Consider the following 23,929-nt stretch of genomic DNA (forward strand, 5'->3'; position numbering starts at 1 on the left):
CCTCATGCGTACCATCAAGCAACAGCACCAAGCCGTTAGCGCTCCTATCGCCGACCTGATTACCTACCGGGCCCTGCCCACGCAGTCGGTCGATCATCTCGATCCTTTTCTGTTTTTGAACCACCACGGCCCGCAGGTATATCGGCCCAACAATCGTGGGTTGCCTTTCGGACCTCACCCCCACCGCGGGTTTGAAACAGTCACGTTTATTCTGGCTGGCGACATTATGCACCAGGATTCCGGCGGCCACGAAAGCGTGATTGAGGCCGGCGGTATTCAGTGGATGACGGCTGGCAGCGGCCTGATTCACGCCGAGATATCGTCGCCCGCCTTCAAGCGCACCGGCGGCGACCTGGAGATTTTGCAATTGTGGGTAAATCTGCCGGCCAAGCACAAAATGACCGAGCCCCAGTACACCGGCCTGCAAAAAGCCGATATCCCGGCGATAGTGCAGGACGAAGGCCGGGTTATTATCAATGCTGTTTCGGGCAACTGGCTGGGCACGGCCGGGGCCATGCAGCCCCTCACCGATATGCAGCTGGCCACCGTGGAAATGAAGGCGGGGGGCAAATTGGCGCTGACGATTCCCGCCGAGCGCACCATTTTCTTCTACACCATCCGGGGCCAGGTGCGCGTAAACGGCGAGCAAACGGAAGCCCGTCGCCTGCTGGAGTTCAACTACGACGGCGACGACCTGCATCTCGAAGCCCTCACCGATGCCGTGGTGCTGCTAGGGCACGCCGCACCGTTTCAAGAGCCTATAGTGGCTGCTGGTCCCTTCGTGATGAATACTGACGCCGAAATTCAACAGGCATACCAGGACTACCGCGCTGGCAAATTCGGCACTTGGGAGGGCTAATCAATTGCTTTTAAAAGCCGGTCATGCAGAGCGCAGCGCAGCATCTCGCGTGCTGGTGTCAGATTATTATTCCTACTACCGCGAGCGAGATGCTGCGCTGCCCTCTGCATGACGGTCGTGAGTTTTGAAAGGCAATAAAAAAGCTCCCCAGATATGCCTAGGGGGCTTTTTACATGTGTGATTTTCCCTTCAAGTCCCAATGGCTTGCTGCCGCCTGAGCATCACCAGAGGCCCGCTTGATGGTGCGCTTGTACCGCTCGCCGATAATCACGCCATCGGGACGGCGCTTGCCGATGAACAGCATGACGGGTTCGCCATTTTCGTTGGTCACGAAGGTGATATCGTGGCCTTTAAACACGTCATCAATCGTGGCGGACGGCTCATAGATTTTGTTGAGCTTATCGAATAAAAGGCGGTGGAGCGGCATAGCAGGGGGGTAAGTAGCACCACCGTTTACGCGGCAGGTCAGTGCCGGGGTTTGCCAAAGCAGCTACTTAGTCATTACCGACACCGAGCCATTTTTGCCTTTTTCGCCGTAAGCCTTCACAGCATCGTCCGCCGACAACACCGTTACTTGCTGAAGTTGGCTCGGCAGCAGGCGCTCCATTTCTGTCAGCGTCACCTGCTGGCCATCTACGAGCAGTAGCTTATTAGTAAGATCTACGCTACGGTTCAGCTTTTTATTCAGTTCCACCACCGGAGCCGCGTTTTCGTTGCCCTTGGTCGTAATCAAGATAACCTGCGTCTCGGGTACATTGCCCACTATCTGGCGGACAGTAGCGCCCTTGAGGACGTTCACCATAGCGATGCTAGCAGGATTCACCTTTTCGGCCACTTCCTTGCTCACTTTCTGGCCATCTACATAATACAACACACCATCGGGCAAGCCTGTTGCATTCTGTACCACGGTAGTTGGGACGGTGGCATAGGCAGCGGGGGCAGCGGCGCTTAAACTTAATGCCACAACCAATGGGCTAATAAACAAGCGCTTAGCTATACGGCTTGTAAGAGATTTCTTTCCGTTTTTCATGCTAAGAAGTGAATAAAAAGGAAATACCTATAAATTTTAATTCTTGGCGAGTTGCTTCTGCTGCGGCACTCTAGTTAGTCAGCGGTTTGCCGGTCGCGTCAAAGCTTCCTAGCGCCTTGCCCTGTGTGTCAAACACGACATACTTAGGACGGCGGCCCATGGCAATGACAGCTTTGTAGCGCACTTCGCTTGTACCCTTCTCCTTTACCTCCAGCAGTTCAACCAAGCGATGACCCGGGAAATGCTGTGTGATATAAGCCAGCGCGTCCGGGTGCAGGTTGCTGATGGGCACCACTTTCTCCTCAGGTTTGTTATCGGCTTCCGGCAGCAGCCTGATAATTTTAGCATCCAACGCTTGCACGGCAGGCAGGCGCTCATTTCCTTTAGTAGTCACTGCTACCACATCGGTTGCGGCATCTATGGTCAGCGCTTGGGCTGCTTTACCCTTTAATACTTGCACGTTGGCAATGACGTCTGGGGTCGTATTCAGCTTTTCCACGGCCGATTTCACAGTGGGCTTCCCATCCAGATAATACTTCACACCCTCAACTTTCACGGTTGCCGGTTTAGAGGAAGCATATTGCCCGGCGCGTAAAGTAGTGAAGGTAAGCAGCGCGACGGCAAGCGGCAGCACGAGTGCATATTGCGCCAGATGCGCGCTGGCAGAGGAAGGTTTGTTCATCATAGCAATTCGATTTTTAAGGGTTAGAAGTGTGAAATGATTGGCCAGCGAGGCACTCGATGCCAAGCCGCTGAGACGGAGCAAGCTGTATTGATATTCTTTCGGCGGTACTACGCCGGCGCGGAGTACCGCGTCATCGGTCAGAAATTCCAGGTTTTCCTGCATGGCCCGCTCCAGCCACCACGCCGCCGGATTAAACCAGCCCAACACCTGCCCTACCTGCGCCAGCATTATATCCAAGCTGTGCCACTGCCGCACGTGCACATGCTCGTGGTACAGAATGGCGGGCAGCTCAGCGGCCGGGTATTGGTCAGGGTTCAGGTAAATAAATGGCCCGAAGGAAAACGGGCTGCTGGCCCCCGGCAGGCACCGCACTAGCACGCCACTCACCATTCGGGGCACAGCCGCTCGGTGCAAACGATAGAGCGAGAATAACCGACCCAGCAGGCGCAAGCCCATCAGCGCTACGCCCGCCCAGTAGATGGCAATCAGAGCATCCATCCAGCCGAACAGAGGCGTTGACGGGGCAGCCAAAGCGCCCGACCAATTAGGCACGATAGTAAGCAATGAGCCACCGAGTCGTTCGTGGGGGGCAAATATGGCCCCTACATCTAAGGCTGGATACACAGCCGAAAAGAGGAGCGCAAACACCAAATACGCCCGGTTGAGGGTATAAAACGTGAGCCGCCGCAACCCCACATAGTACAGGCCCGCGAACAGCAGCAGCGCCCCATTTGCCTTCAGCAGATACAAAAGCAGCGCCGTCATTAGTCCTTGCGCTGGCCGTTCTCAATCATGCCGATAATCTCCTTCAGCTCCTCGGCGCTGATCTTCTCATCCTTGGCAAAGAAGGACACGACTTCCTTGTAGGAGTTTTTGAAGTACTCGCTCACAAAAGCGCTCATAAACCGCTTACGATATTCTTCGGCGGCAATCTGGGGGGCAAATCGGTAAGAGTTGCCCAGCTTCTCGCTGCGCAGATAGCCCTTGCGCTCCAGGTTGCGCATGGTGGAGGCCAGCGTAGTGTAAGGCGGCTTGGGCGCGGGCAGCAAGTCCAGCACGTCTTTGGTAAAGCCGCCATTGAGCTGCCACAGCACCTGCATGGCCTCTTCTTCAGGGTGAGTTAGTCTTTCCATAAATGGTTATTACGAAACTTTCGTAATTATACGAATAGTTCGTAATTAGTTGCAGGATTTTTTCAGAATAAATAAATGCGTCACAAAAAAGCCCCCCAGACAGACTCTGGGGGGCTTTTTTCTTAGGAACAAAATGTTGCGCCTATATGCGCAGAGTGGGCTACTTCACCAGCACCAGGCGCTTGGTCTCTACTTTTCCATTGGTAGTCAGGCGGCAGGTGTACACGCCCTCGGCCAAGGCTGCGCCTTCTACCGTAAACTCATAGGTACGGCCGCCTTCTGCCACGCCATCATATATGGTAGCTACTAGCTTGCCTACCGAATTGTAGACCAACAGCTGCGCTTTACCAGTTTCAGCGGCGCGGAAGCGCAGGGTAGCACGCTCTGTGAAGGGGTTAGGATATGCTTCAAACACATGAGCTGTAGCAGCATATTCGGTAGCCACCGCAGTGGCTGCGGCCGAAGCGGTGAGCGTATTGCCGTCGCAGCTGCCCAGCTGCTCCTTATGTATGAGCAGGTGGCCTTCCACTTCTTTGATATCTTCCCAAGTATTGACACCCTTGTGGCAGACCAGAATCTGTGCATTCTTCTTGCCGCCGCGCACATCAACCACTTTTAAAGTTACGGCCTTGGTAGCAACGCAGCCGAACTCGTTGGTGACCGTCACGGTGTAGACGAAAGTACCGGGCTTGCCAGCCGTGAATACGGGGTTAGCAATATCGGTTTTGCTGAGGCCAGTCGGCCCGCTCCAGCTATACTTCGTGCCACCAGCGGCCGTCAACGTCAGGCTTTGCGGGCCGTAGCCGAGGTACAGGTTGGTGGCAACGCCGCCAGTGTACACCGTATTAGAAGGTGTAGCAGTAATGGTCGGCACCGGTAGCGGATTAACCGTCACAATAGCCGTGCCTGTGAAGGCAGCGCCCGTGCAGTTGGCATCCGATACCGCGAGCAGGGAATACGTGGAAGTAGCAGCAGGACTAACCGAAACTACATAAGGAGAGCTGGTAATGCCCGTAACCGCAACCGGCGTGGTACCGTCCGTGTACGTCAGGCTCCAGGGACCAGTACCCGTAAGTGCAACGCTCAACGAAGTAGAGGTACCGGCACAAACGGTAGCGGTGCCGCTTAAGGTTGCGGTTGGCAGCTCACGCACCGTTACTTTCTGGGTGTAGGTAGCCGAGCAAGCGCCCTGCGTAATAACCAGCGTAGCCGTGTAGGTACCAGCGGCGGCGTACGTGTGGCTGATGTTGCCAACGGTTGTATAATCCACTTTGCCATCACTCTCTACATCCCAGGCATATGTAGCGTTGGATTCAACGACAGTAGAAGCGTCCGTGAAGGCTGTGGCGGAGCCTACACAAGCCGTAGCCGCCGTAAAGGCGGGCACTGGCTCCAGGCAAATAAGGCCAGTACGCACTACCCGGTAGCTGTTGCCCACCCGAATGCCATCGATTGTCAGTTTCGGAACGTTGGTGCCTTGGCGGATTGCCATTGCGCCAATGTTGGCAGGAGAGCTGCCTAATTCGGCAACTTCAGCACTCGCTGTTGCGGGCTCCGCACCGGCCGCCGGATTAACGAACAGCTTGGTTATGCTGCCAGCCTCATCGTAGTCATATTTAACTACTAATAAATGGGTGGTGTTCAACGGATAACTCTCAGTTGTATACTTAATAGTAGAGCCATTGCCGCTGATGCCAAACTGTACTGTGCCCGACGTAGAGCCAGCCCGTGTAAATAATCGAGCTTTGAAGGTAGACCCTATTGCTGCGGGGCCCAGATGAAAAAAGTATTCAGCAGTACCCGCACTGATTACATTGAGCAACAGAGAAGTATATACTGGCGTACCGGCGTACACAGGTTCTGTAAGCTTCAGGTTAACATCTTCGCCATTACCAACTGTCGCGGCTGCTTTGCCACTGCTGGCGCTGTAGCCGGAATAAGACAAGCCATCGGTTGCCGTAACGGCAATTGAGTTAGTACCCGCGCCGCTGTGTGCTGCCCAGCCGTTAGCTGTTAGCAGAGAGCCAGCTGCGTAATCGAAGTTTTCTTCCAGCAGCAGAGCGGCAGGAGCAGCTGAAGTTGCCTGAACTAAAGTACCTGGGGCAGTTACTAAGTAGTTTTCGGCGTAGGGCGTGTCGTTATCATTGAAGGCGAAGACCGAAAAATGATATGTAGCATTGGCGCGGAGCCCCGTTACGGTCACGTTGTCACCGGTGCCGTTATACACTACGAAGTTGCCTACGCCTAGCACGCTCCCTTTACCGAACTCTGTATCCGCAATGTACGTGGTAGCATCAGTGGGCACGGCATCTACGGCACTTCCGCGGCGGGCTACCACTAGGCGCTTTTTGCCATCGCCGCCTGCTAGGTTCAATTGAAGCGAGGTACTGGCTACTTGGCTGGCGGTGAGCGTGGGCTGAGTGGTTGGCTCGGCGGCCAGTGGCACCGTTACGGTAGTGAAGGAAATCTCCTCGCCATAAGCAGTGCTTGCACTATTGGTTGCGTAAGCACGCACGAAGTAAGTAGTGCCTGGCACCAAGCCAGTTATAGCGCTGGCGAAAGCACCCGTACCGGCGCCATCAGCCGTTTTGGTAGTGACTGAAATAGTCGGATTAGGAGTTTTAGCCCACACAATGCCGCGAGCTGTTACCGCGTTGCCGCCATCGGCAGCTACCGTGCCGCCGGTGTTGGCACTGGTCGGGGTAAGCTCGGTGATGGCCGTAGTGCTTAGCGTAGCCGGATAAATGGGATTAACGCCCGTGCCGGTAACTGCTACTGCCTGATCCGGCAAGCCGGCGCTCTGCACCGGAATCGTTTCGCTATACGCTTGGGGAGCCGTTGGAGCGAAGCGAACATCAATCGTAGTGCTAGGCACATTGCCACCGGCCGGCTGCAGTTCGATAGTGCAGCAGGCGAATGGGTTGTTGCCCGTCCGGATTTCAAAACCAGCCGGCGGTGTGATGATGATGCCTCCTTTTAAATTATTGCCTTCCACCATAAAGCTCTTCAGCCCGGTTCCGGCCCCCACGGCCAGACTACCAAAATCAGAAAGAGTAGAAGCTGATACGAGCAAGGCAGGCGTAGTAGGAGGCGCTGAGACAGTTACTGTAATAGGTGCACTCAGGCCCGTAGCCGTACCGCAGTCGGTAGTGACAGTTGCTTGCGCAACCAGGTAGTAAGTGCCCACGCCGGGAAAATCTGCCCCCCGTACTGTGTAAGTAGCCGAAGTAGCCCCGCCGATAGCCGAAGTATATGGCCCGGCTGCACTAGTGCCATAAAGCCAGGTGAAGGTAGAATTAGCAGCGGCACTAGCGGTGAGGGCATCACCTGTACCGGTAGTAATTATCGTCTGAGCCGTGGCCGGCGTCACGGTAACCGGGTTGCTGTCAGAGGTTAAGTTTACGACCAGGTCAGAGCCGTTGTTCGAGCCATAAGTAGCGGGTGCATCGTTTACCACCCGCAGCCGATATTTAGTGCCGCTTGGCGTACCCTTAGGAATAGCTGCCGAAATTGGGGAGCTAGTGCCGCTACCGATAATGTTATCAGTTACGTTAGTAGGAAATTCGCCCGAAGCGTTTGACAGCTGCACTTTGAAGCCGCCCGTGAAGGTGCCGCTGCTGGTATAGGCCACATTGAATGGAGCGCTGCCTGCTGTAGCCGTAATGCAATAAGGACTATTAAAAGCAGAAGCTGTAGTAGTGATGCTGGCTGCCGGAGTAGGTGGGGTGCCCCCTTCTAACGTTGCCGTTAAAGTAACGTCATCTATACCAATACCTTGCGCGTTGGTGATAAGTGTTCCCTCTGAGCTTTGGTAGGTCCAACGCAGATAGAAAGTAGCATTTGGCGCGATGTTGACACCAGCTAATGGCGCTGATTTGGACACCGAAACAGGTGGATAATGATATGTGTTTACTCCGCCAGCAAAGGCCTGATCACCATCCGTCCGTGCTGTCCATGTGTTTCCGTCGGTACTAGTAAAGAACTTCCATTCGTAGCCTCGGGTATTTGTGCGATACTTTTCAAATAAAAACTGGACGTTTAAATCCTGAATTACGGCACCTGTTGTATTCTGGATTGCGAGTAGAATATGGCGAGGGGGAAGGACTGAGCCACTAGATAAGAAGCCAATCGCACGGTCCGTAGAGACAGTTGCAGCACCGAAATTATAGGTACCACCAGCAGTGAAACTTGTGCCGTTAGCGGCGGCGGTAGTAACCTTATAGTTACTGGCACTCGTGTAGGTGGGTGCAGCTTCGCTTGAGAAAAGAAAACCTGTAGGTACAGTAACCGCTGCACCGCTCCCTATCTCGTCAAATGTCTGAGTGTAAGTTCCAGTGGCTAATTGAGCGGGCGTCTGGCCCCAGCTCTGTAGCGTAACGAAGAAAAGTAAGCAAGTCAGGAAAGCCGGCAACTGCCCAAACTTCCCAGTAGTTTTATAAAAACTTGTCATATAGACGATTATGTCGTTTTGAAAAGGTCTGGAAGAATGGACTTAGTTAGTTGGGCCAGTGTCAACTTTCGATTCAATGGCTGTTTGTACCTCTATAGGCAAGGCCGAGAGCAGGTCATAGCCAGTAGATGCTTCGATGGCGTCAACCGTGGTGCGATGCGTGCCCCAGTTAGTATTAAGTGACTGCGTATTGGGCATGTCCACGGCAATAACACGCGTGGAGGCTGATATGCGGGCCACATCATTATCGCCAATAGGAATGACGACAATTACCTTCCACGTGCGATTTGGGACGGTAATGCGACCTTGGTCGAGGGTATTGGTTACGCCACCGTTGCTACCGGTGCCGCCTACACCATAGCTACCGCAGATAATATATACCTCACTATTACCAGCAGGATTCGTTGCGCTAGGCAAGAAAGAGCGGGAATACTCCTCTAAATCTGCCCAGGGACCTTGATTGTTACCGGGAGCCTGAGGCATCATGTTGGTCATAAAAAAGGTCGCCGCGTTATCTTCTGGGCTGGAAGTGCGGTCGGCGGAAGGGCAGTTGTGGCCGCGGTCGAAGCCCGAGCCGGAATAGCTAGTCGCCTGCACCTGATACCAGCCTTCAGGAAGAGTCGGGTCGGGTCCAAAAACGTCTACCCGGGGAGCAGTCCCCCGATCTGAAGCATCAAGATGCCAGCTTACCCAGTTAGGCTTGCCCTGATCGCGGTTGTAGCTCAGTTTATACTGAGGCTTCACCATCAGATAATTTCCAGGATAGCTGACGTCGGTGACAGCACCGCTGGGGTTGCCCAAAGCGAGGTGGTCGTTGTCAATCGAGGGCTGAACAACGCCGAAATCGGTTACGGCAAAGTCGTCGATGTTCAGGCGGCTTGGCCCGCCTGACGTCTTGCGAATCTCGAACTTGACGTTGCCGGCAATGTTGACGGTGAAAGCGGTGGCCTGGAGTGTGCTGCTGGTAGTAAATACCGTGTTGCCCACTTTCGTCCACTTGTTGCAGTTGCACGATTGCGCCTGCGCCCAAAGCTCCCAGCTGCTGCTGGCGTCGGTACCGTAAATGGCGTGCTGTACGTTTATGGTGGAGGCACCATTGGGCACAAAAAACTCCATGGTGAGCTTCCCGTTTTGCTGCAAACGCACGGACTGGGCGCCATTCTTACGGTCGGCCTCTGTATTGCCGAGCACGGCATCAGTCAGCGTCCAGGTGCCGGTAGCTAAGGCTACCGTTCCGGCAGTATAATCCGTCTTCGTTCCAGTGTCGAAGGATTCCTGGGGGTTAGTTGCGGTAAGGCTGGCCGCTTGCTGACCGGCAGGAGCCGATTGGAAAGCCAGACACGAAAACAGCAACAAAAAGCGAAATGGACTGTGTAGAAATTTTGGCATACTCGAGCTAAGAGAAAAGCATTCGACTAGGTTCCAGTTGCGCAACCTTGTGCAACCCAGTGACAAAAGTACAATTGAAATAGAACTTAGGTATTAATAAAATATAAATTCCTTGAATTCGTAACAAAAAAATAATGGGATAATATAAATGAATAGAGTTTATGTAATTTTTGCCTCTTTGCTCCTCCATAAGTTCTAAATAGGCGCAGATATTCTAACTGGAGTGAAAAGGTACTAAGAGAGGGTCTTGGCCGGACGCGGTTCAGCCAGTTGAAACCATCTAGACACAGAGGCGCGATGGCAGTAGCTTACTTCACTGCCAATTGAAAGTGACCTGAAATCCGATGAAAAATTCTTTGGGAAGGCTTACGCTAACTGCTTTTCGTAACAGAAAAAGCGCAAGCCAGGCCTGAATGCCAGCGTAATTTCGCCGGCGAAGCGGTAGCCTAATTTGGGGAAGAGTTGTTGGGTGGCTCGGTTTTCCGAATTCGTATCGACGCGCAGCACAGGCAGTTGTTGCTCTATGGCTAACTGCTCTGCCTGTTGAAGCAGAGCAGCGGCTACGCCTTGGCCTTGCGCGGCCGGATCGACGGCCAGCCGGTGTGTGACGAGGGCGGGCAGCGAGGCATCCCAATCGGCTTGGGCGTACTCCGGGTCCTGATCGGTGGTGAGGGCCGCCACACCAGCAATTTTGCCCCCCAACTCGGCAACCCATAAATGTTTTCGGTCAATATCCTGCCGAAACACCGCTTCATTAGGATAGGACGCTTCCCACTGATAATTGCCGGCGGCATGCATGAGCGGCACCACACGGCTGATTAGCAGCAGAATACTGGGCAGGTCAGTAGTGGTGGCGCGACGAATGGTTAGCATTAGTAAGGGCAGCCGTTTGGGCTTTTGCTTTAAACGTAGTTACTAATAACTTCTAAAACAGGCAGGAAATAAACCACAGTCCCAAAATGCCTCCGTTCAGTTTCGACCGGCTGGCAGCTGCAACCCAGCACAATTGCTTTATCTTCTGCGTCGGTTTCATTACCATAAAAAAGCCCCCCAGCTTAGCTCTGGGGGGCTTTTTTATGGTAACAGAATGATAATGATACAACTATAATAAAGCTACTTCTTAGCGGCAGTTGCGCAGCGCAAAATTATCGAAGGCCACGGTGGAGGTGTCGGGCCCCTGAGCCAGAAGCCCTACCCGTACGCCCCGATCCCACGGAGGCAGATACGTGCCATTCAGGGCAAAGCTATCTAGCACGACGGGCTGCCAGGCAGTACCGCCATCTGTGCTGAAAGCGAAGCGGAAGCGGCTGCCGCCCCATGCCTCCAGGCGCAAACAGAGCATCTTGCAATCTTCCAGTTTTACTTCAGTCAGGGTCAGATGCTTACTGCCCTTCATATGCCACAGCTGCAAATGGCCATTACCAGCTACCAGCGCTAGGGCATTTTGAGGGTCACCGATAGCCGCCAACCCCGCGTAGGTATTGGGCGCCAAAGCGCCATAATCAAGGGTAGCGGCTGCTTTGTACGTTGCCGTAAACGTGCGTTGCGCTACCACCGCTCCGATGCCCGTGGGGCGAGCAGTCAGCAGCAGTTGACCGTCGCTGACACCCACGGTAGGCTGCTCGTTTACCGGCCACTGCCAAGCGGCCGATAGGCGATTACCAGGGAAATCATCATTCACATTCAGTACCCGCAAATCGCGCAAGGGTTCGGCCTGGGGGCTGTTATTCACAAACTCAGGCCATCCCTCGGCGTTCCAGGTGAACTCGCTTAGCAACCCCTGACGACCCACAAACTCGTGGCTGTCGGTGTAATAGGCGTGGTGCAGCAGAAACCAACGGCCTTCGTACTTCGTCACGGTGCCGTGGCCGGGGCATTTCCAGGTTTTATTTTTCTTTAGAATGGGGTTCTGGGGGCATTTTTCCCAAGGGCCTAGCAGCTTTTTGGAGCGGGCCACACCCGTAGCGTAGGTGCAGCACTTGCCGCAGCAGCCATTCCCTGCGTAAAACATGTAGAAGTATTCGCCCTGCCGCACGATGGCGGAGCCTTCTACCAGGCAGCCTTCCCAGGGAGTATCGTTGTGGAACAGCTCAACTTTTTTGCCCATCAGCGCCGTACGACTTTCGTTCATGCGCTGTGCCCAAATAGGAGTGTCCTTTTTGTAGGCGTTGCCATCCTCTTTCCACACCATATAGAGAACGCCATTCTCATCGCGCAGCGGGAAGCCATCGATGGAGCCTTTGCGCTGACCTATCAGCGGGCCGTGGTCGGTGTAGGGGCCGGCCGGGTCGTCGGCGCTGGCAATGGCTACACATAGCTGACCACGTCTACCTTTCCCTTTTTTGCGGGCGGTGTAGCAGATGTATGTTTTGCCATTTTCGTGGCTGATTTCCGGCGCCCAGAAGTTGGAGTCGGCCCACTCAGGCAGCCTATCCGGAAACACATAGCTCACCACTTCCCAATCAACGAGGTTCGTAGACTTTAGCAGGGGGAAAACTGGTCCCCACTCGGCGGAAGTAGCGCTGGCCCAATACGTATCACCAATTTTGGTAATCGTTGGATCGGGGAAGTCGCCGGGCAGAATGAGCTTATCGTAGATGACTGCGGGCGCGGCCTCAATTAGCGGCGCAGTATTTACCACCGGCTGGCTAGCCACGGGGTAAGGAAGAGGCCATTCGCTGGGCGAACTGGCATCAGAGGCACCTGTTTCTAGATCGAAAGACACAACTAGAGAAAAAGAGGGTGGGAAATAAATTCTCTCGGCCGCTGGAAAGGCACGGTTTGACGGGCGGGTGGCCCAAACCTGACTAGCGGTATGTGTACTCTGAGAGGTTGCTCAGCGTATTTGAAGCAGAAAAAACAGATTGGAAGTGCATTGCAGCGGCCAATAACCTTAGGTAGTCATCAGCTTGGGAGCGCCAGGATCAGAAAGTATGAAGGGCAGCGTGAGTGAACTTTCTTTGCGGGTAAAATACAGGTGTGATGTCCAACTGTATTTTTCTTATAAATCCAACTCTTGATTTTGATTTTCCTTCACCGGCCGCCCAGCAAGGCTAAGCGGCGGCATAGGAAAACGAATCTTGTCTAATATAGCGCTTTACAACCTTTTTTCGCAAACATTCTGCCAATAATGGCTGTCGAGCTGTGTACGCCCGAATTTTTAACATGCTGTGTATAAGACAGATAATAATCTATACTATTTTTTGCATTCATTAAAGAATTATTTTAACTAATAATCATTATTCTTCCCTCTCCTTTACGAAGTATAAATCAGCCAGCTTAGACCGTTTATCGTAGCTATCGACTAACTATGGGCTTGCCCATGCTTACTACCTTACTACTATGACAATGAATTCTATTCAAACCGGCCTGCTGGCGTATGGCATGTCGGGCAAGGTATTTCACGCGCCATTTTTGGCTGCTCACCCCGGATTTGTGCTGCGTGCCGTGACAGAGCGCCACCAGAAGCAGGCCCAGCAGGATTATCCGAACCTGATTAGCTACGACGGTGTGGAAGCCCTGCTCGCTGACCCCGAAATTGAGCTTATAGTAGTGAATACGCCCAGCAACACGCACTTCGATCTAGCCCGGCAGGTATTACAGGCGGGCAAGCATGTATTGATTGAGAAGCCGCTGGTGACTTCTTCGGCCGAAGTAAAGGAGTTGGAAGAACTTGGTCAGCGCATGAACCGGCACGTGCTGGCCTACCAAAACCGGCGCTGGGATAGTGATTTCCAGAGCGTAAAGCAGGTAATTGACAGCGGACAGCTCGGGCAGCTCATCGAAGTCCACTTCCGCTTCGACCGCTACAAAACGGCGCTAAATACGAAAGCATTTAAGGAAACGCCCATTCCGGGCAGCGGACTTGTGTATGACCTTGGTCCGCATCTGATAGATCAGGCCATTAGTTTGTTTGGTAAGCCCACCTTCAGCCGCAAAACTACTGGCATGTTTCGGCCCGGCTCGCAGGTACCGGATTACTTCAGTTTTCACCTTCACTATCCCAATAGCTTGCAGGTATTTCTGACCAGTAGCTTGCTGGTAGCGCAGCCGCAAGCCTCCTTCGTGCTTCATGGTACGCAAGGTAGCTTCAGCAAGGCCCGCACCGATGTGCAGGAAACCCAACTTCAGCAAGGAATTGTCCCCCAGGATGCTGCGTATGGTCTGGAAGCGCCCGGCCAGGAAGGTGTTCTCACGTTAGCTAGTGCCGACGGTCAATTTACCACTCATTCTTACCCGGCCCCAAAGGGCGACTACATGCAGCTGTTTAAGGCTTTGTATCAAACTATTCGGAATGGAATTCCTTACCCTATTAAGCTGGAAGAGATACGCTGGCAGATGGAGTTGCTGGAGCAAAACGACGATACATTATAGGTAGTGTGAGGTGCCCGAATAAGCCGCTTTCTTCTCACGTCACGAGTAACGGGTGGCCTACTGCACTGCGTAGTTTTACGGCCACTAGTGAGAACCCACAGAGCTGACAGGAATTCTACTGAAAAACACCCTGACGAGCTTAAAAAGGCATATTTTAATGTAACCTAGCGCAAAAAAGAGCGGTAAAAAGTTCATGTTCAAAACAATGGTTTAACCTCTCAAACTTTGTTACCGCCATGGCTATTCAGCAATATCAGGACTCGTTTTCAGGGTTGAGCCAGTCACCTTTTAGTGCCATGCTAGACCGGTTTTTTAACGACACCGTAGCTTCTCGGGGACGGTTGTCCAGTTTCTCTCCCCAGGTAGATGCTTACGAAACGGAGCGTGGCTACCAAATTGAGGCTGCGCTACCAGGTATGAAGCGCGAAGACATTAAGGTTGATTTTCAGCAGGGCCGCCTGACTATTTCGGGCGAGCGGCAGTTCAAAAATGAGCAGAACGACCGGCGCTACCACCTCGTGGAGAGTTCCTATGGGTCGTTTCAGCGGTCCTTCCAAATGCCTGATACCGTAGACCCCAGCCAAATAGAAGCATCATTTGAGGATGGGGTGCTGCGGGTAATGGTGCCGAAAGACACCCAGAAAACCATGCGTCACCAAATCAATATTCGTGGGGGGCAAAATATAGGCAGCGGCCAGATGTCGGAGCGTATGGGCCAGCAAGCCAGCGACATCTCTGTGCAGTCGGGCGACGGACAAAATCAGTCTAGCAATGACAGATACAATATGCAGCAGGATCAAGGCCAAGCCGATGGATCGTCGTATAGCGACTCGGCGGAAGCCCAGAGTTCTGGCAAGCGGAATGCCTAAGTAAGTTCTCAGCAATAATCAGTTCACGAAAAAAGCCCCCTGATTACTTCAGGGGGCTTTTTTATTCTGTAGGGTTAGGATTCGGTTCATAGTTTATAGTCTCGGCGCCAGCGCCCAGAGCTGCCAGCGTAAGGCCATCTTCCGCCACGTAGCTCAGCTGCGCCGTAAGGCCCACATCAAGCAAATCCTGCACAAGGCCTTCGCCGGCGGCTTCAGGCGTGTACATGTCCACGGTGGTGGCTACCACATTTACTGGCCGATCGGGTAGGCCAACAAGGGTGGCGCGACGGTCAATTTCGGGTGGGAAGATGGCGGCGTACAGAATCAGGCGTTCATAGTTGATACGGTTACTAGCCAGCCAGCGACAGGCGGCCGCCCCACCGTGCCCGTAGCCCAGTACCGTAACGGTGGTATCAGGCGGACAAGCGGCCAGTATCGTTTCGGCCAGGGAATCGAGGTAATTGGTGAGGTCGGCGAGGTCGGGCAACAAGTCGGAGGCGGCAAACCACGTAGCGCCCGTACTCAGCGTGCCATCGGGAGCGGGCGGCAAGGTGTAGCGTGAGAGAGCTTCGGGCAGAATCAGCAGGCGCTCGGGCGTCACGAGGTTAACAAGCTGGGCAGCAAAATCGGCAACGGATTGGCCTTCGCCGTGCAGGCAAAACCAGACGTGACGAATCGTCGGGCCGGGTTCGCCCACGCAATAGTAGCGGGCGGTGCGCGTCGTATTAAACGTTTGGAGCTGCATATAGTCTAACAGGGGCAGTACGACAAAGTATTCTATACGGAAGCAACGCGAGCCATGGTTGGGAGGCACCCAAAGTTGTGCTTAGGCACCGCACTATTACCTGTCACTATGGCCGTTTAAACAGGTTTCAGACGGCTTCTAAGGCGCCAATCTGGCCGAAACCCGGCGTTGGTGGCGCATAATAGACGTTGGTACATCGTTTGAAATAACCCCATCACAATCAAGAAAGAGACCTGACCATGAAGTTGATAAGCCAAGAATTCATTCGCAATATTGCCCCCCAGCTTAACCTGCTCAACACGTTGGGCGGTGGCACGGCCCAGGCGCAGCTGCGCGTCGATAAGGTGGCGAAGGGTGTGGTAGTGCGGGTGGCGGCGCCTTCGGTGCGCCCCGAGAACTTCCACGTATTGCTCGATAACAACCGTCTGACCGTGTACTGCGACTACCGACACGAGGAGGATGACAAAATGAGCGCTCCGCTGTTTGCTCAAACGCTGGATTTGCCCGCTAACCTCGACCTCGACCGCATTGATGCTGTGCACGAGGAAAACGAGCTGCGCGTCCGCATTCCCTATCAAGATTCGGCGAGCCGTCGCCGCGAAATCGATATCAAATTGCGCTAGGCTCCGCTTAGTTGCTTATAACGTCGGGACCGACCGACACCTTTTCACTGAAGCCACTGCTTAACCGCAGTGGCTTTTTTGTGCTAATCAAAAAGAGGTATCAGCAGCATAAACCCGGTAACAAGCGCCAGATAAAACCAGCCCATCACCTGCCCCCGATACCGGCGCGGCAGCCGGTTGCTGAGCACCAGCACCGCTATTACTATTACTAGCAAGTGCAGCAGCAGGAATACTACGGTTTTCACCCAATTGCTGACGATGGTATTCTCGGGCTGCATCTGGTCGCTCATGCCTAGGCCGGAGGTAGCGAAACGCAAGACATAGTACGTCACGGTTTCAAACACCACAAAGCACACGAAGCCAATCAACAGCGCCTGAGAACTCGATTTCTGCGAAACGTCAGCCATTGTTTACTTTAAAAGCGCTAGATGAATAATTGCCCCCCGGTCTTACTTCACTTGGTTTTCTTGCTCAAAACCTCCTGACTTCGTGTCTTGATGTAAAGCTCTTCCACTTTGGTGCGGGCCCAAGGTGTGCGGCGCAAAAATACCAAGCTGGATTTGATGCTGGGATTGACGGCGAAGCAATTGATATGAATGCGCTCATCCAAACCGGGCCAGCCATAATGCGCCACCAGGTATTCCAGAATCTGGGCCAGGGTGATGCCGTGTAGCTCACGGATGAGGTGGCCCGATTCATCGCGGGCGTCGGAAAGGTTGGAAGTAGCCATGTGGCGGAGCGTTAAGAAGCGAAAGGTCGGGAAAAGCAGTCATTGATAAGCAACCTGTGGTGGGTGGGGGGCTTTTTCTGTGCCGGAACCACTAGCTTAGGTACGAGCCAGGCAGGTATGTGCGTTACCTTTGTGATGGCCACGCTGATGAACCGACCCCGACCACGCCCTACTGCTCCCCGCCGCTCCGCCGCTTCTCGGTGGCGTTTGCCCCTGCTGATCAGCTTGGGGTTGCTGCTGGCGGCGCTAGTTTTTTACGGGCGCAACTGGCGGCAGATCAACCGCTATGCACGGCTGACGTATGCTAAGTATACGGCTCATCAGCTGACGGGCCGCGAGAAAACGCCCCTGCTTACCGGTTACACGGTTCATGGTATTGATGTATCATCGTATCAGGGCCGCATCGATTGGCCGGAAGTGGCAGAACACCAGGTGCGTTTTGCCTTCATTAAAGCCACTGAGGGCATTACCCTGCGCGATGCTCGTTTCCAGCGCAACTGGCGCGAAGCGCGGGCCGCGGGCGTTTACCGTGGGGCTTATCATTACTTTCAGCCCAACTACGACGGCGCCCAGCAAGCTGATCTTTTTGTACGCAACGTGCCCCTAAAGGCTGGCGATTTGCCCCCCGTGCTCGATGTGGAAGATCCCAAATTTCACGACGTGGCCGTGATGCGGCGCAACGTAGCCACCTGGCTGCGCCTGATAGAGCGGCACTACGGTGTGCGCCCTATTCTGTATACCAACTACAATTTCTACAAGCGGCACCTAGCTGGTCACTTCGATAAGTATCCCTTGTGGCTGGCTCATTACGAAGTGGAAAAGCCCCTCCTGCCCCGCGACAAATGGATTATCTGGCAGCACAGCGACGAATCGCACGTGCCAGGTATTCGCGGCCCGGTCGATTTCAACGTATTTCAGGGAAACTTTGCCATGCTGCTTGCCATGCGCATTCCCGAAAAGCCGGAGTGAGTGTAAGCTCCAGCTTTGTGTCATTTATATTTGCTTATGCCTCGCTTTTCCTTTCGTCGTTTTTGCTGGCTGCTAAGCTTACCGTGGCTGCTGAGCGCCTGCGCCGGTGGCGCTAATACGTTCACCCAGAGCGGGCAGGGCTCGTATTACGCCAACAAATTTAATGGCCGCAAAACGGCTAGCGGCACGGTATATCGTCCCAACAGGATGACGGCCGCCCACAACACGCTCCCTTTCGGTACGGTGGTGCGCGTAACCAACACGCGCAACAACCGCTCAGTGAAAGTAACCGTGACGGACCGCGGACCGCACGTGAAAGGCCGCATCATTGACTTGTCGCGCAAAGCCGCCCGCAAAATTGACTTGATTGACGCTGGGGTGGTTCCAGTAAAGGTGAAAGTGGTAAAGACAGCACCCTCACGCTAAGCTGGGGGGCTTTTTTACCTGAATATTTCTATTTGTCTCGCATGAGAATTCGCAAAAAAGTACGCTGGACTGTACCTGCTGCATCAAGTCGCTTTGTAGCGCTGGCTGCGTTTGTGAAAGCCGCCGAAGCCCAGGCTTGGACCGATGCGGAAATCCAATACGTGATGGACGAGGTAGTAGAAGCCCGCGACGATGACGAGGCCACGCTGATTTTGCTGGACTACACCCAGGTCTAAACACAGTCGGGCGGCTCCAACCCTACTGGTCTGAGCCGCCCGACTGTGTGGATTAGTAGACTAAGCCTAGCGTTTCTTTTTCTTGCCTTTATTCTTGAGGTCCTCCTTTTTAACGAGGAGAAGGCTGTCTTGCGCTGCTTTTTGAGCACTAGTGGTAATACGGCCACTCAGCGAAACAATATCGCCCTCCGTCAGCTGAGTGCTCACGCCGGCAGGCGTAGTTATCGTGCCGGTCGGCGTTATTTTGGTGCCATTGATAAGGCTCATTTCCTGCGTCAGCGGTGTAGTACGCCCCATTTGGGTCACTAGCACTTTGCCTTCCTTCATCATCACGCCATCCTTCATAGTAGCCACGCCGGGCGCTACTGGCTTCGGACGAGGTGTTGCAGCCTTGCGGGGGGGCATTTTTGTTTGAGCCGAAGCGGCTACAGCACTGGTAGTTAAGGCGAAAGCCAGAAGCACGATACCACGTAATTTCATGAGAAAAGAGGGATGGAGAGTGGGAGATATAAGTAAAGCGAATTCAAGAGGCAACCGCTGGGTGTGCACCAATACAAGCCAGCAACCCACCGTAAGCCAAGCGCGTTAGAAAAGAAAAATAGCCACATCAGTGGCACCTTCTTTCATCCTCTAAATCAGCAGTTCATATGGCGGCCGATAAAGCATCAAACAATATTTACGCCGATTTTAAGGCGCAAGTGAATATGACCGCAACCGAGCTAAAAAAATGGCTTGGCACGGAGGAATCCAACTCGGTGGGCCAGGACAGCGGCGACGGCACCAGCATCGGCCATAAGTCGGGCGAGCGTATTATTGAGATCCTGAACAAGAAAAAAGCAGATATGACGGAGGCCGATGAAGCCCACATGCACAAGGTTCACTCGTACATTAGTAGGCATCTGGCTCAAGGGCCAGAAAAAGACGTGGAGCACTCACGTTGGCGCTATTCGTTGATGAACTGGGGTCACGATCCGCTGAAAAAGTAAGCGGCTTGCTGTAAGTTGAATACTACATCAGGCTGCCGGCGTTCGTAAGTTGACATCTAAGAGCCGAAGTAGCCTATTCAGTTAAAATTCAGCACTCAACCTTCACCAACACACGAAGTGGACTACAAGGATTATTACAAATCGCTGGGATTGGATAAATCGGCTACTACCGACCAGATCAAGAAGGCGTACCGCAAGCTGGCCCGTCAGTACCATCCCGACGTAAATCCGAACAATGCGGAGGCGGAGCGCAAGTTTAAGGAGATCAACGAAGCCAATGAAGTGCTTAGCGATGAGGAGAAGCGCCGCAAATACGACCAGCTAGGTGCCGACTGGCAGCGCTACCAACAAACTGCCGGCGCGGGCCGCGCCGGTGGGGGTGGCTTTGACTGGTCGCAGTATGGGCAGCCCGGTGGCTATGGCGGCTACGGGCAGGCCGGTGGAGGCGACCCATTTGGCAACGCCGACTTCTCCGATTTCTTTAGCTCCATTTTTGGCGGTATGGGGGGCGAAGGCCGCGCTGGGGGGCATTCTGCGCGAGCCAGCGCCGGCCAGGACTATCAGGCTGAGTTGGAATTGACCTTGGCCGAGGCTTACGAAGGCGGCCCACGTACGCTCACCGTCAATGGCAAAAAGCTGCGCATCAACATTCAGCCCGGCGTAGAAGATGGCCAGACCATCCGGTTGCGCGACCAGGGTGCGCCCGGCCGCAACGGCGGCCCGGCCGGCTCGCTCTACATTACGTTCCGCATAGCCCCCGACCCGCGCTACACCCGCACCGGCGCCGACCTGACGCTGGATGTGCCGGTGAGCATTTATACCGCGCTGCTTGGTGGTCAGCAGGTAGTCGATACGCTGTCGGGGCCGGTTAAGATTAATGTGAAGCCTGAAACACAGAACGGCACGCGCCTGCGTCTGCGGGGCAAAGGCTTTCCCATTTATAAGCAGCCCGGCCAGTTCGGCGATTTGTACCTGCGGCTGGATCTGACTTTGCCTCAGCACCTCACGGATAAAGAAAAGGAGTTGTTTCGGCAGCTGGCTCAGCTTCGGGGCGAAGCGTCATGATATAATACCCATTTGCCGTTACCACCCGCTATTTACTATCTGCTATGGAAACGTCGTCCATCATCACTATTACCTTCCACGACTGCGCCATCCGCTACGGCCTGAGTGAGCCTGACCTTCAGGAGTTTGTAGACCTAGGCCTGCTGCATCCGGCTGATACGCCCGATACGCTCCGCGCCGAGCCCGACGACCTGGCCCGACTGGCCCGATTGCACCATGAGCTGGGCCTGAGCGCGGAAGGCATCGACATTGTATTGGCTATGCGTGAGCGACTGCTGAACCTCCAGGCCGAGCTAGCCCAGCAGCGCGCCCGCGTCGCGCAGCTGGAGTATTTTCTGCACAAATCCGGCCCGCTGCTGGATCTATAGCGGCCGTTACTGCTCTAGCTAGACGTCGATGGCCAGCGCCAACAGCAGGCCGGCGAGCGTAGCACCAAGTTTGGGCCAATTGAGACGGTGCTCAGGGCTGGTTTCAAAAAGAATGGTGGTCGACACATGTAGAAAATTACCCGCCACTAAGCCCAGCAGCGCGGCATATAAGCCGCCGGTCATCAGCTCCTCTAGCACCACGTAGTTGCTTACTACAATGCCGATGGGCGCGGCCAGCGCAAACAGCACCAGATATGGCAGTGCCCGCTTAAAACTGTGTAGGCGCAACAGCAACGCCGCCATCAGGGCAAAAGCGGCCGGAATGTGGTGTAGGGCTACGCCCCCCAGAATAGCATAAAAGTTCTCGTTGCTAGGTGTGGCTTCCGGTTGCTTAACCAGGATGCTGCCTTCCAGAAAAGAGTGGATTACCAGCGAGAACAAGAGCAGAAATGGTACCTGCCCATCATGCGCCGTATTGTGGTGAATGTGGCCATGCTCGACGCCCTGCGAGAAAACCTCCAATAAAAGTTGCCCAAAAAAGCCCCCCAGTACATAGTAGCCGATACGGTGCATCTCATCGTTGGGCACCAGCAATAAAGCCTCAGGCAGCAGGTGAGTAATGGTAAGCGTAAAGAGGTAAGCTCCACTAAAAGCCAGCAAAGGCTTTATCCACGTAGTGCGGGCCGTGGGCAGCAGGCGAGTGAGCAGACCCGCGCCCAACACGGTTAAAAATAGTAGCAGAACGGCAATCCACATGGGTACTGTGTTAATTAGGTAGGCAGTGATGGCGCTGATAACCAAGCAGAATAAGCTCGCCTGTTATCGGTTCATCAACTTTATTTCTTTACTATAAAGATCATGCGGGGGCTGAGCGCTTCGTTGTACGAGCCTAGCTGATAGTCGCCTAGCACTTCGGCTAAGCGCAGACCGGCCATCTGAAAATACTCCTCAAAGTTGTCCCGGCTCAGTGCCCGAACCCGCTCCTCGAATTGCTGCTCTTGCCCCAGCGCATCCTGGAAGCGAATCGTTTTGACGATAAACCCATCGTCGAGACGGCGGCTGATGTGAAAGGTGATACCGCTAACGGTTTTCTCTTCCTCGAGTACCAGTTCGCGCAACGTGCGCTCCGTATTCATGAAATCAATCACCATTTTGCCCCCCGGCCGCAAGGCATCCGCCGCGAAGCGCAGCGCCACGATGTTTTCCGTTTCCTGAGCGAAATAGCCAAAGCTGGTAAACAGGTTAAAGATGAAATCGAACGCCCCAAACGGGAGTGGGTTGCGCATATCATGCACGTGAAAGTGCAGGCGCTCATGCCCAAACCGCTGCGCATACGTGATGCTCTCCGGCGACAGATCGACGCCAGTAACCTCATAGCCTTTCTGGCTCAGGTACATCGAGTGCCGACCTTTGCCACACGCCAAATCGAGCAGTTTCGCATTTGGCTTAACCCGCAGATGCGACAGCAAAGCATCAATAAAAGCTTTCGCCTCTTCCTCATTACGGTCGCGGTACAGCAGATGGTAATAAGGAGAGTCAAACCAACTGATAAACCACTCAAGGGCAGGCTGTAACATGAATGGGATGAAAGGAGAAGCCTGTGGCCAGATTATCGCCTAGGCGGAGTATTGAGCAAAGATATTTGCAACAATGTTACAGATAAAATAGCTTTCTTAAGCTGACTTTCCTTCCGCCAGGTTGCTGTAAGCAAGAAATTTGCCCCCACAGGAGGTGAGACCAGCAGGTAAAGCAATAGCCGCCGTTGGCACGATGCCAACGGCGGCTATTGCTAAGTCGCTAAATGAAAGCTTCTTAAAAGCTTAGCGCTGAATCTCACTCCCATTTGCCATAGTATCGGCTTGGCTGGGCTTAGCGTTGATTTTGGCGGCTTCCTCTTTTCTATTGGTGCGCATCGCTTCCTCGGCGTTAGCCGAGATGCTGGCTTCTGCCGAAGGCTTGGGCTTGCCGTCTACACCTTCTACTGCCGAGCTAACTGGCTTCGGAATAGCGGCACCTTTTGCCTGGTTGGTTTCGTAGGCCGTGCCTTGGTCGAAGTTGTCGGACGTACGTGAACCCGGCGCTACCTGGTCGAACGACACTTGCTTGTCGGGGCGGAAGGAAGAAGGTTCGCTGCTACAAGCAGACATTGATAAAGCGAGACTGGCCACGCCAGCGAGCAACAAATTCTTATTCATGGGTTTAAACTAATATGTGCTTAATGAGTAAGTGCTGGAAAAGCTACCTCGCTGCCTGCTTCATCTGAACAGTCAGCCAGCAAGCCATTCAGCTAAGTACGGATTACCGACCCTGGGGGGCAAATGTTACGCCGCTGGTGCATCAGCGGCCGCTGCTGGTGCTGCGGGCAGCAGGTTTTTGCGGCGCAGCATGGCATCAAACAGCTTTATATCATTGGGCGAATTGAAAATTCGCAGGGGCAGCAGCAAGAAAACGGGCACATCAAAGGTGCGCGCAATCCAGCGGCGCCAGCCAGTCACCTCATCGGGCGCCTCGCCGGGGCGCAGCCACATTGTGAAGCCTTCAGCATCGCGCTTGGCCCGCCCAATCATGTCCCAGCTCAGGTTCATGCCCTGCTTTTCATTTAGGCGAAGCAGAATCTGGCGCTGATCAATCTCATAGTTAAAACGCTCAAAAAGCGGCTTGCTTTGCTCCATCTGCGTCACGCTCGTAATCTGAGCCGAGCGGAGCAGCACAAACAGCACGGTCAGTAGCACCGCCAGACCTATCCACCACCAAGAAGGCCAGATGAGGGCCGGAAACAGCCCAATGGCCAACGGAATAAGCGCGTACCACCACTCTTTTTTCCACACTTGTGCCATGGCCATGCGGGTGTAGGTGTTGGTGTTCAGCTGGTATTTTTTAGTACGGATGGCCAGCGGCGCGGCTCCTTGCGCCTGACGGAAGCCCCGTTGATTTGGTTGCTGCATTAGAGTAATTGGAATTGCTAAATGAGTAAATGGCTAACCTACGGGTG

26 protein-coding genes are annotated in these 23,929 nt (G+C 54.0%); 10 read left to right on the plus strand and 16 right to left on the minus strand.

Annotated elements, in window-relative coordinates; genetic code table 11:
- Positions 1-4: 4 nt before the first annotated feature.
- Positions 5-859 (plus strand): pirin family protein, encoded by an 855-nt coding sequence (locus tag H8B13_RS14940; protein WP_187311632.1) that lies wholly within the window; start codon positions 5-7, stop codon positions 857-859.
- A gap of 169 nt (positions 860-1,028) precedes the next feature.
- Here the strand turns inward: H8B13_RS14940 and H8B13_RS14945 are convergent, their stop codons facing one another.
- The 8 genes from H8B13_RS14945 to H8B13_RS14980 form a co-directional block, all read right to left on the minus strand.
- Positions 1,029-1,286 carry a hypothetical protein gene (locus H8B13_RS14945; protein WP_187311633.1) on the minus strand — a complete coding sequence of 86 codons (258 nt, stop codon included), beginning with the start codon at positions 1,284-1,286 and terminating at the stop codon, positions 1,029-1,031.
- A 63-nt stretch (positions 1,287-1,349) separates the two neighbouring features.
- Entirely contained in the window at positions 1,350-1,823 is a 474-nt protein-coding gene (locus H8B13_RS14950) for a hypothetical protein (RefSeq protein WP_187311634.1), read from the minus strand.
- 136 nt (positions 1,824-1,959) lie between these two features.
- Positions 1,960-3,339: a M56 family metallopeptidase gene (locus H8B13_RS14955; protein WP_187311635.1), complete on the minus strand. Its 1,380-nt coding sequence runs from the start codon at positions 3,337-3,339 to the stop codon at positions 1,960-1,962.
- Complete coding sequence (locus tag H8B13_RS14960) at positions 3,339-3,707, minus strand: BlaI/MecI/CopY family transcriptional regulator (protein WP_187311636.1); 369 nt, start codon at positions 3,705-3,707, stop codon at positions 3,339-3,341. Before H8B13_RS14960 ends, H8B13_RS14955 begins: the two co-directional genes overlap by 1 nt.
- 160 nt (positions 3,708-3,867) lie before the next feature.
- Entirely contained in the window at positions 3,868-7,590 is a 3,723-nt protein-coding gene (locus H8B13_RS21595; protein WP_187311637.1) for a T9SS type A sorting domain-containing protein, read from the minus strand.
- 609 nt (positions 7,591-8,199) lie between these two features.
- On the minus strand, positions 8,200-9,546 hold the full coding sequence (locus H8B13_RS14970; RefSeq protein ID WP_261990404.1) for a DNA/RNA non-specific endonuclease: 1,347 nt from the start codon (positions 9,544-9,546) through the stop codon (positions 8,200-8,202).
- A gap of 366 nt (positions 9,547-9,912) precedes the next feature.
- The gene (locus tag H8B13_RS14975; protein ID WP_187311638.1) at positions 9,913-10,419 is read right to left on the minus strand and encodes a GNAT family N-acetyltransferase; all 507 of its coding nucleotides are present in this window, start codon (positions 10,417-10,419) and stop codon (positions 9,913-9,915) included.
- 247 nt (positions 10,420-10,666) lie between these two features.
- Complete coding sequence (locus H8B13_RS14980; protein ID WP_187311639.1) at positions 10,667-12,271, minus strand: family 43 glycosylhydrolase; 1,605 nt, start codon at positions 12,269-12,271, stop codon at positions 10,667-10,669.
- A gap of 623 nt (positions 12,272-12,894) precedes the next feature.
- Here H8B13_RS14980 and H8B13_RS14985 point away from each other — a divergent pair.
- Together H8B13_RS14985 and H8B13_RS14990 are read left to right on the plus strand one after the other, a co-directional pair.
- On the plus strand, positions 12,895-13,920 hold the full coding sequence (locus tag H8B13_RS14985; protein ID WP_222841440.1) for a Gfo/Idh/MocA family oxidoreductase: 1,026 nt from the start codon (positions 12,895-12,897) through the stop codon (positions 13,918-13,920).
- Positions 13,921-14,156: 236 nt separating this feature from the next.
- A complete protein-coding gene (locus H8B13_RS14990; protein WP_187311641.1) occupies positions 14,157-14,789 on the plus strand; it encodes an Hsp20/alpha crystallin family protein in 633 nt (210 codons plus the stop codon).
- A gap of 61 nt (positions 14,790-14,850) precedes the next feature.
- Here H8B13_RS14990 and H8B13_RS14995 read toward each other — a convergent pair whose 3' ends face one another.
- Positions 14,851-15,534, minus strand: a complete 684-nt coding sequence (locus H8B13_RS14995; protein ID WP_187311642.1) for an alpha/beta hydrolase — start codon at positions 15,532-15,534, stop codon at positions 14,851-14,853.
- A 239-nt stretch (positions 15,535-15,773) separates the two neighbouring features.
- Between H8B13_RS14995 and H8B13_RS15000 the strand changes: the two genes are divergently transcribed.
- Positions 15,774-16,157: an Hsp20/alpha crystallin family protein gene (locus tag H8B13_RS15000; protein WP_187311643.1), complete on the plus strand. Its 384-nt coding sequence runs from the start codon at positions 15,774-15,776 to the stop codon at positions 16,155-16,157.
- Between the two features lie 83 nt (positions 16,158-16,240).
- Here H8B13_RS15000 and H8B13_RS15005 read toward each other — a convergent pair whose 3' ends face one another.
- Both H8B13_RS15005 and H8B13_RS15010 read right to left on the minus strand, forming a co-directional pair.
- On the minus strand, positions 16,241-16,564 hold the full coding sequence (locus H8B13_RS15005; RefSeq protein WP_187311644.1) for a hypothetical protein: 324 nt from the start codon (positions 16,562-16,564) through the stop codon (positions 16,241-16,243).
- Positions 16,565-16,611: 47 nt separating this feature from the next.
- Positions 16,612-16,887 carry a VF530 family DNA-binding protein gene (locus tag H8B13_RS15010; protein WP_187311645.1) on the minus strand — a complete coding sequence of 92 codons (276 nt, stop codon included), beginning with the start codon at positions 16,885-16,887 and terminating at the stop codon, positions 16,612-16,614.
- 117 nt (positions 16,888-17,004) lie between these two features.
- Between H8B13_RS15010 and H8B13_RS15015 the strand changes: the two genes are divergently transcribed.
- The 3 genes from H8B13_RS15015 to H8B13_RS15025 are packed head-to-tail and all read left to right on the plus strand — an operon-like array spanning position 17,005 to position 18,518.
- Complete coding sequence (locus H8B13_RS15015; RefSeq protein WP_222841441.1) at positions 17,005-17,856, plus strand: glycoside hydrolase family 25 protein; 852 nt, start codon at positions 17,005-17,007, stop codon at positions 17,854-17,856.
- A 36-nt stretch (positions 17,857-17,892) separates the two neighbouring features.
- The gene (locus H8B13_RS15020) at positions 17,893-18,282 is read left to right on the plus strand and encodes a septal ring lytic transglycosylase RlpA family protein (RefSeq protein ID WP_187311646.1); all 390 of its coding nucleotides are present in this window, start codon (positions 17,893-17,895) and stop codon (positions 18,280-18,282) included.
- 41 nt (positions 18,283-18,323) lie between these two features.
- Entirely contained in the window at positions 18,324-18,518 is a 195-nt protein-coding gene (locus H8B13_RS15025) for a hypothetical protein (RefSeq protein WP_187311647.1), read from the plus strand.
- 66 nt (positions 18,519-18,584) lie between these two features.
- Here the strand turns inward: H8B13_RS15025 and H8B13_RS15030 are convergent, their stop codons facing one another.
- Positions 18,585-18,998 (minus strand): DUF6799 domain-containing protein, encoded by a 414-nt coding sequence (locus tag H8B13_RS15030; RefSeq protein ID WP_187311648.1) that lies wholly within the window; start codon positions 18,996-18,998, stop codon positions 18,585-18,587.
- Between the two features lie 167 nt (positions 18,999-19,165).
- Here H8B13_RS15030 and H8B13_RS15035 point away from each other — a divergent pair, with 167 nt between their 5' ends.
- The 3 genes from H8B13_RS15035 (at position 19,166) to H8B13_RS15045 (ending at position 20,937) form a co-directional block, all read left to right on the plus strand.
- A complete protein-coding gene (locus H8B13_RS15035) occupies positions 19,166-19,504 on the plus strand; it encodes a DUF3140 domain-containing protein (RefSeq protein ID WP_187311649.1) in 339 nt (112 codons plus the stop codon).
- A gap of 117 nt (positions 19,505-19,621) precedes the next feature.
- The gene (locus tag H8B13_RS15040) at positions 19,622-20,569 is read left to right on the plus strand and encodes a DnaJ C-terminal domain-containing protein (RefSeq protein WP_187311650.1); all 948 of its coding nucleotides are present in this window, start codon (positions 19,622-19,624) and stop codon (positions 20,567-20,569) included.
- Between the two features lie 44 nt (positions 20,570-20,613).
- Positions 20,614-20,937, plus strand: a complete 324-nt coding sequence (locus H8B13_RS15045; protein ID WP_187311651.1) for a chaperone modulator CbpM — start codon at positions 20,614-20,616, stop codon at positions 20,935-20,937.
- 18 nt (positions 20,938-20,955) lie between these two features.
- Here the strand turns inward: H8B13_RS15045 and H8B13_RS15050 are convergent, their stop codons facing one another.
- The 4 genes from H8B13_RS15050 to H8B13_RS15065 form a co-directional block, all read right to left on the minus strand.
- On the minus strand, positions 20,956-21,693 hold the full coding sequence (locus H8B13_RS15050) for a ZIP family metal transporter (protein ID WP_187311652.1): 738 nt from the start codon (positions 21,691-21,693) through the stop codon (positions 20,956-20,958).
- An 80-nt stretch (positions 21,694-21,773) separates the two neighbouring features.
- Entirely contained in the window at positions 21,774-22,514 is a 741-nt protein-coding gene (locus H8B13_RS15055; protein WP_187311653.1) for a class I SAM-dependent methyltransferase, read from the minus strand.
- Between the two features lie 243 nt (positions 22,515-22,757).
- A complete protein-coding gene (locus H8B13_RS15060) occupies positions 22,758-23,132 on the minus strand; it encodes a hypothetical protein (protein WP_187311654.1) in 375 nt (124 codons plus the stop codon).
- A gap of 126 nt (positions 23,133-23,258) precedes the next feature.
- Positions 23,259-23,882 carry a hypothetical protein gene (locus H8B13_RS15065; RefSeq protein ID WP_187311655.1) on the minus strand — a complete coding sequence of 208 codons (624 nt, stop codon included), beginning with the start codon at positions 23,880-23,882 and terminating at the stop codon, positions 23,259-23,261.
- Between the last annotated feature and the right edge of the window lie 47 nt (positions 23,883-23,929).

The sequence above is a fragment of the Hymenobacter sp. BT188 genome, from assembly GCF_014333585.1.
Lineage (GTDB): Bacteria > Bacteroidota > Bacteroidia > Cytophagales > Hymenobacteraceae > Hymenobacter.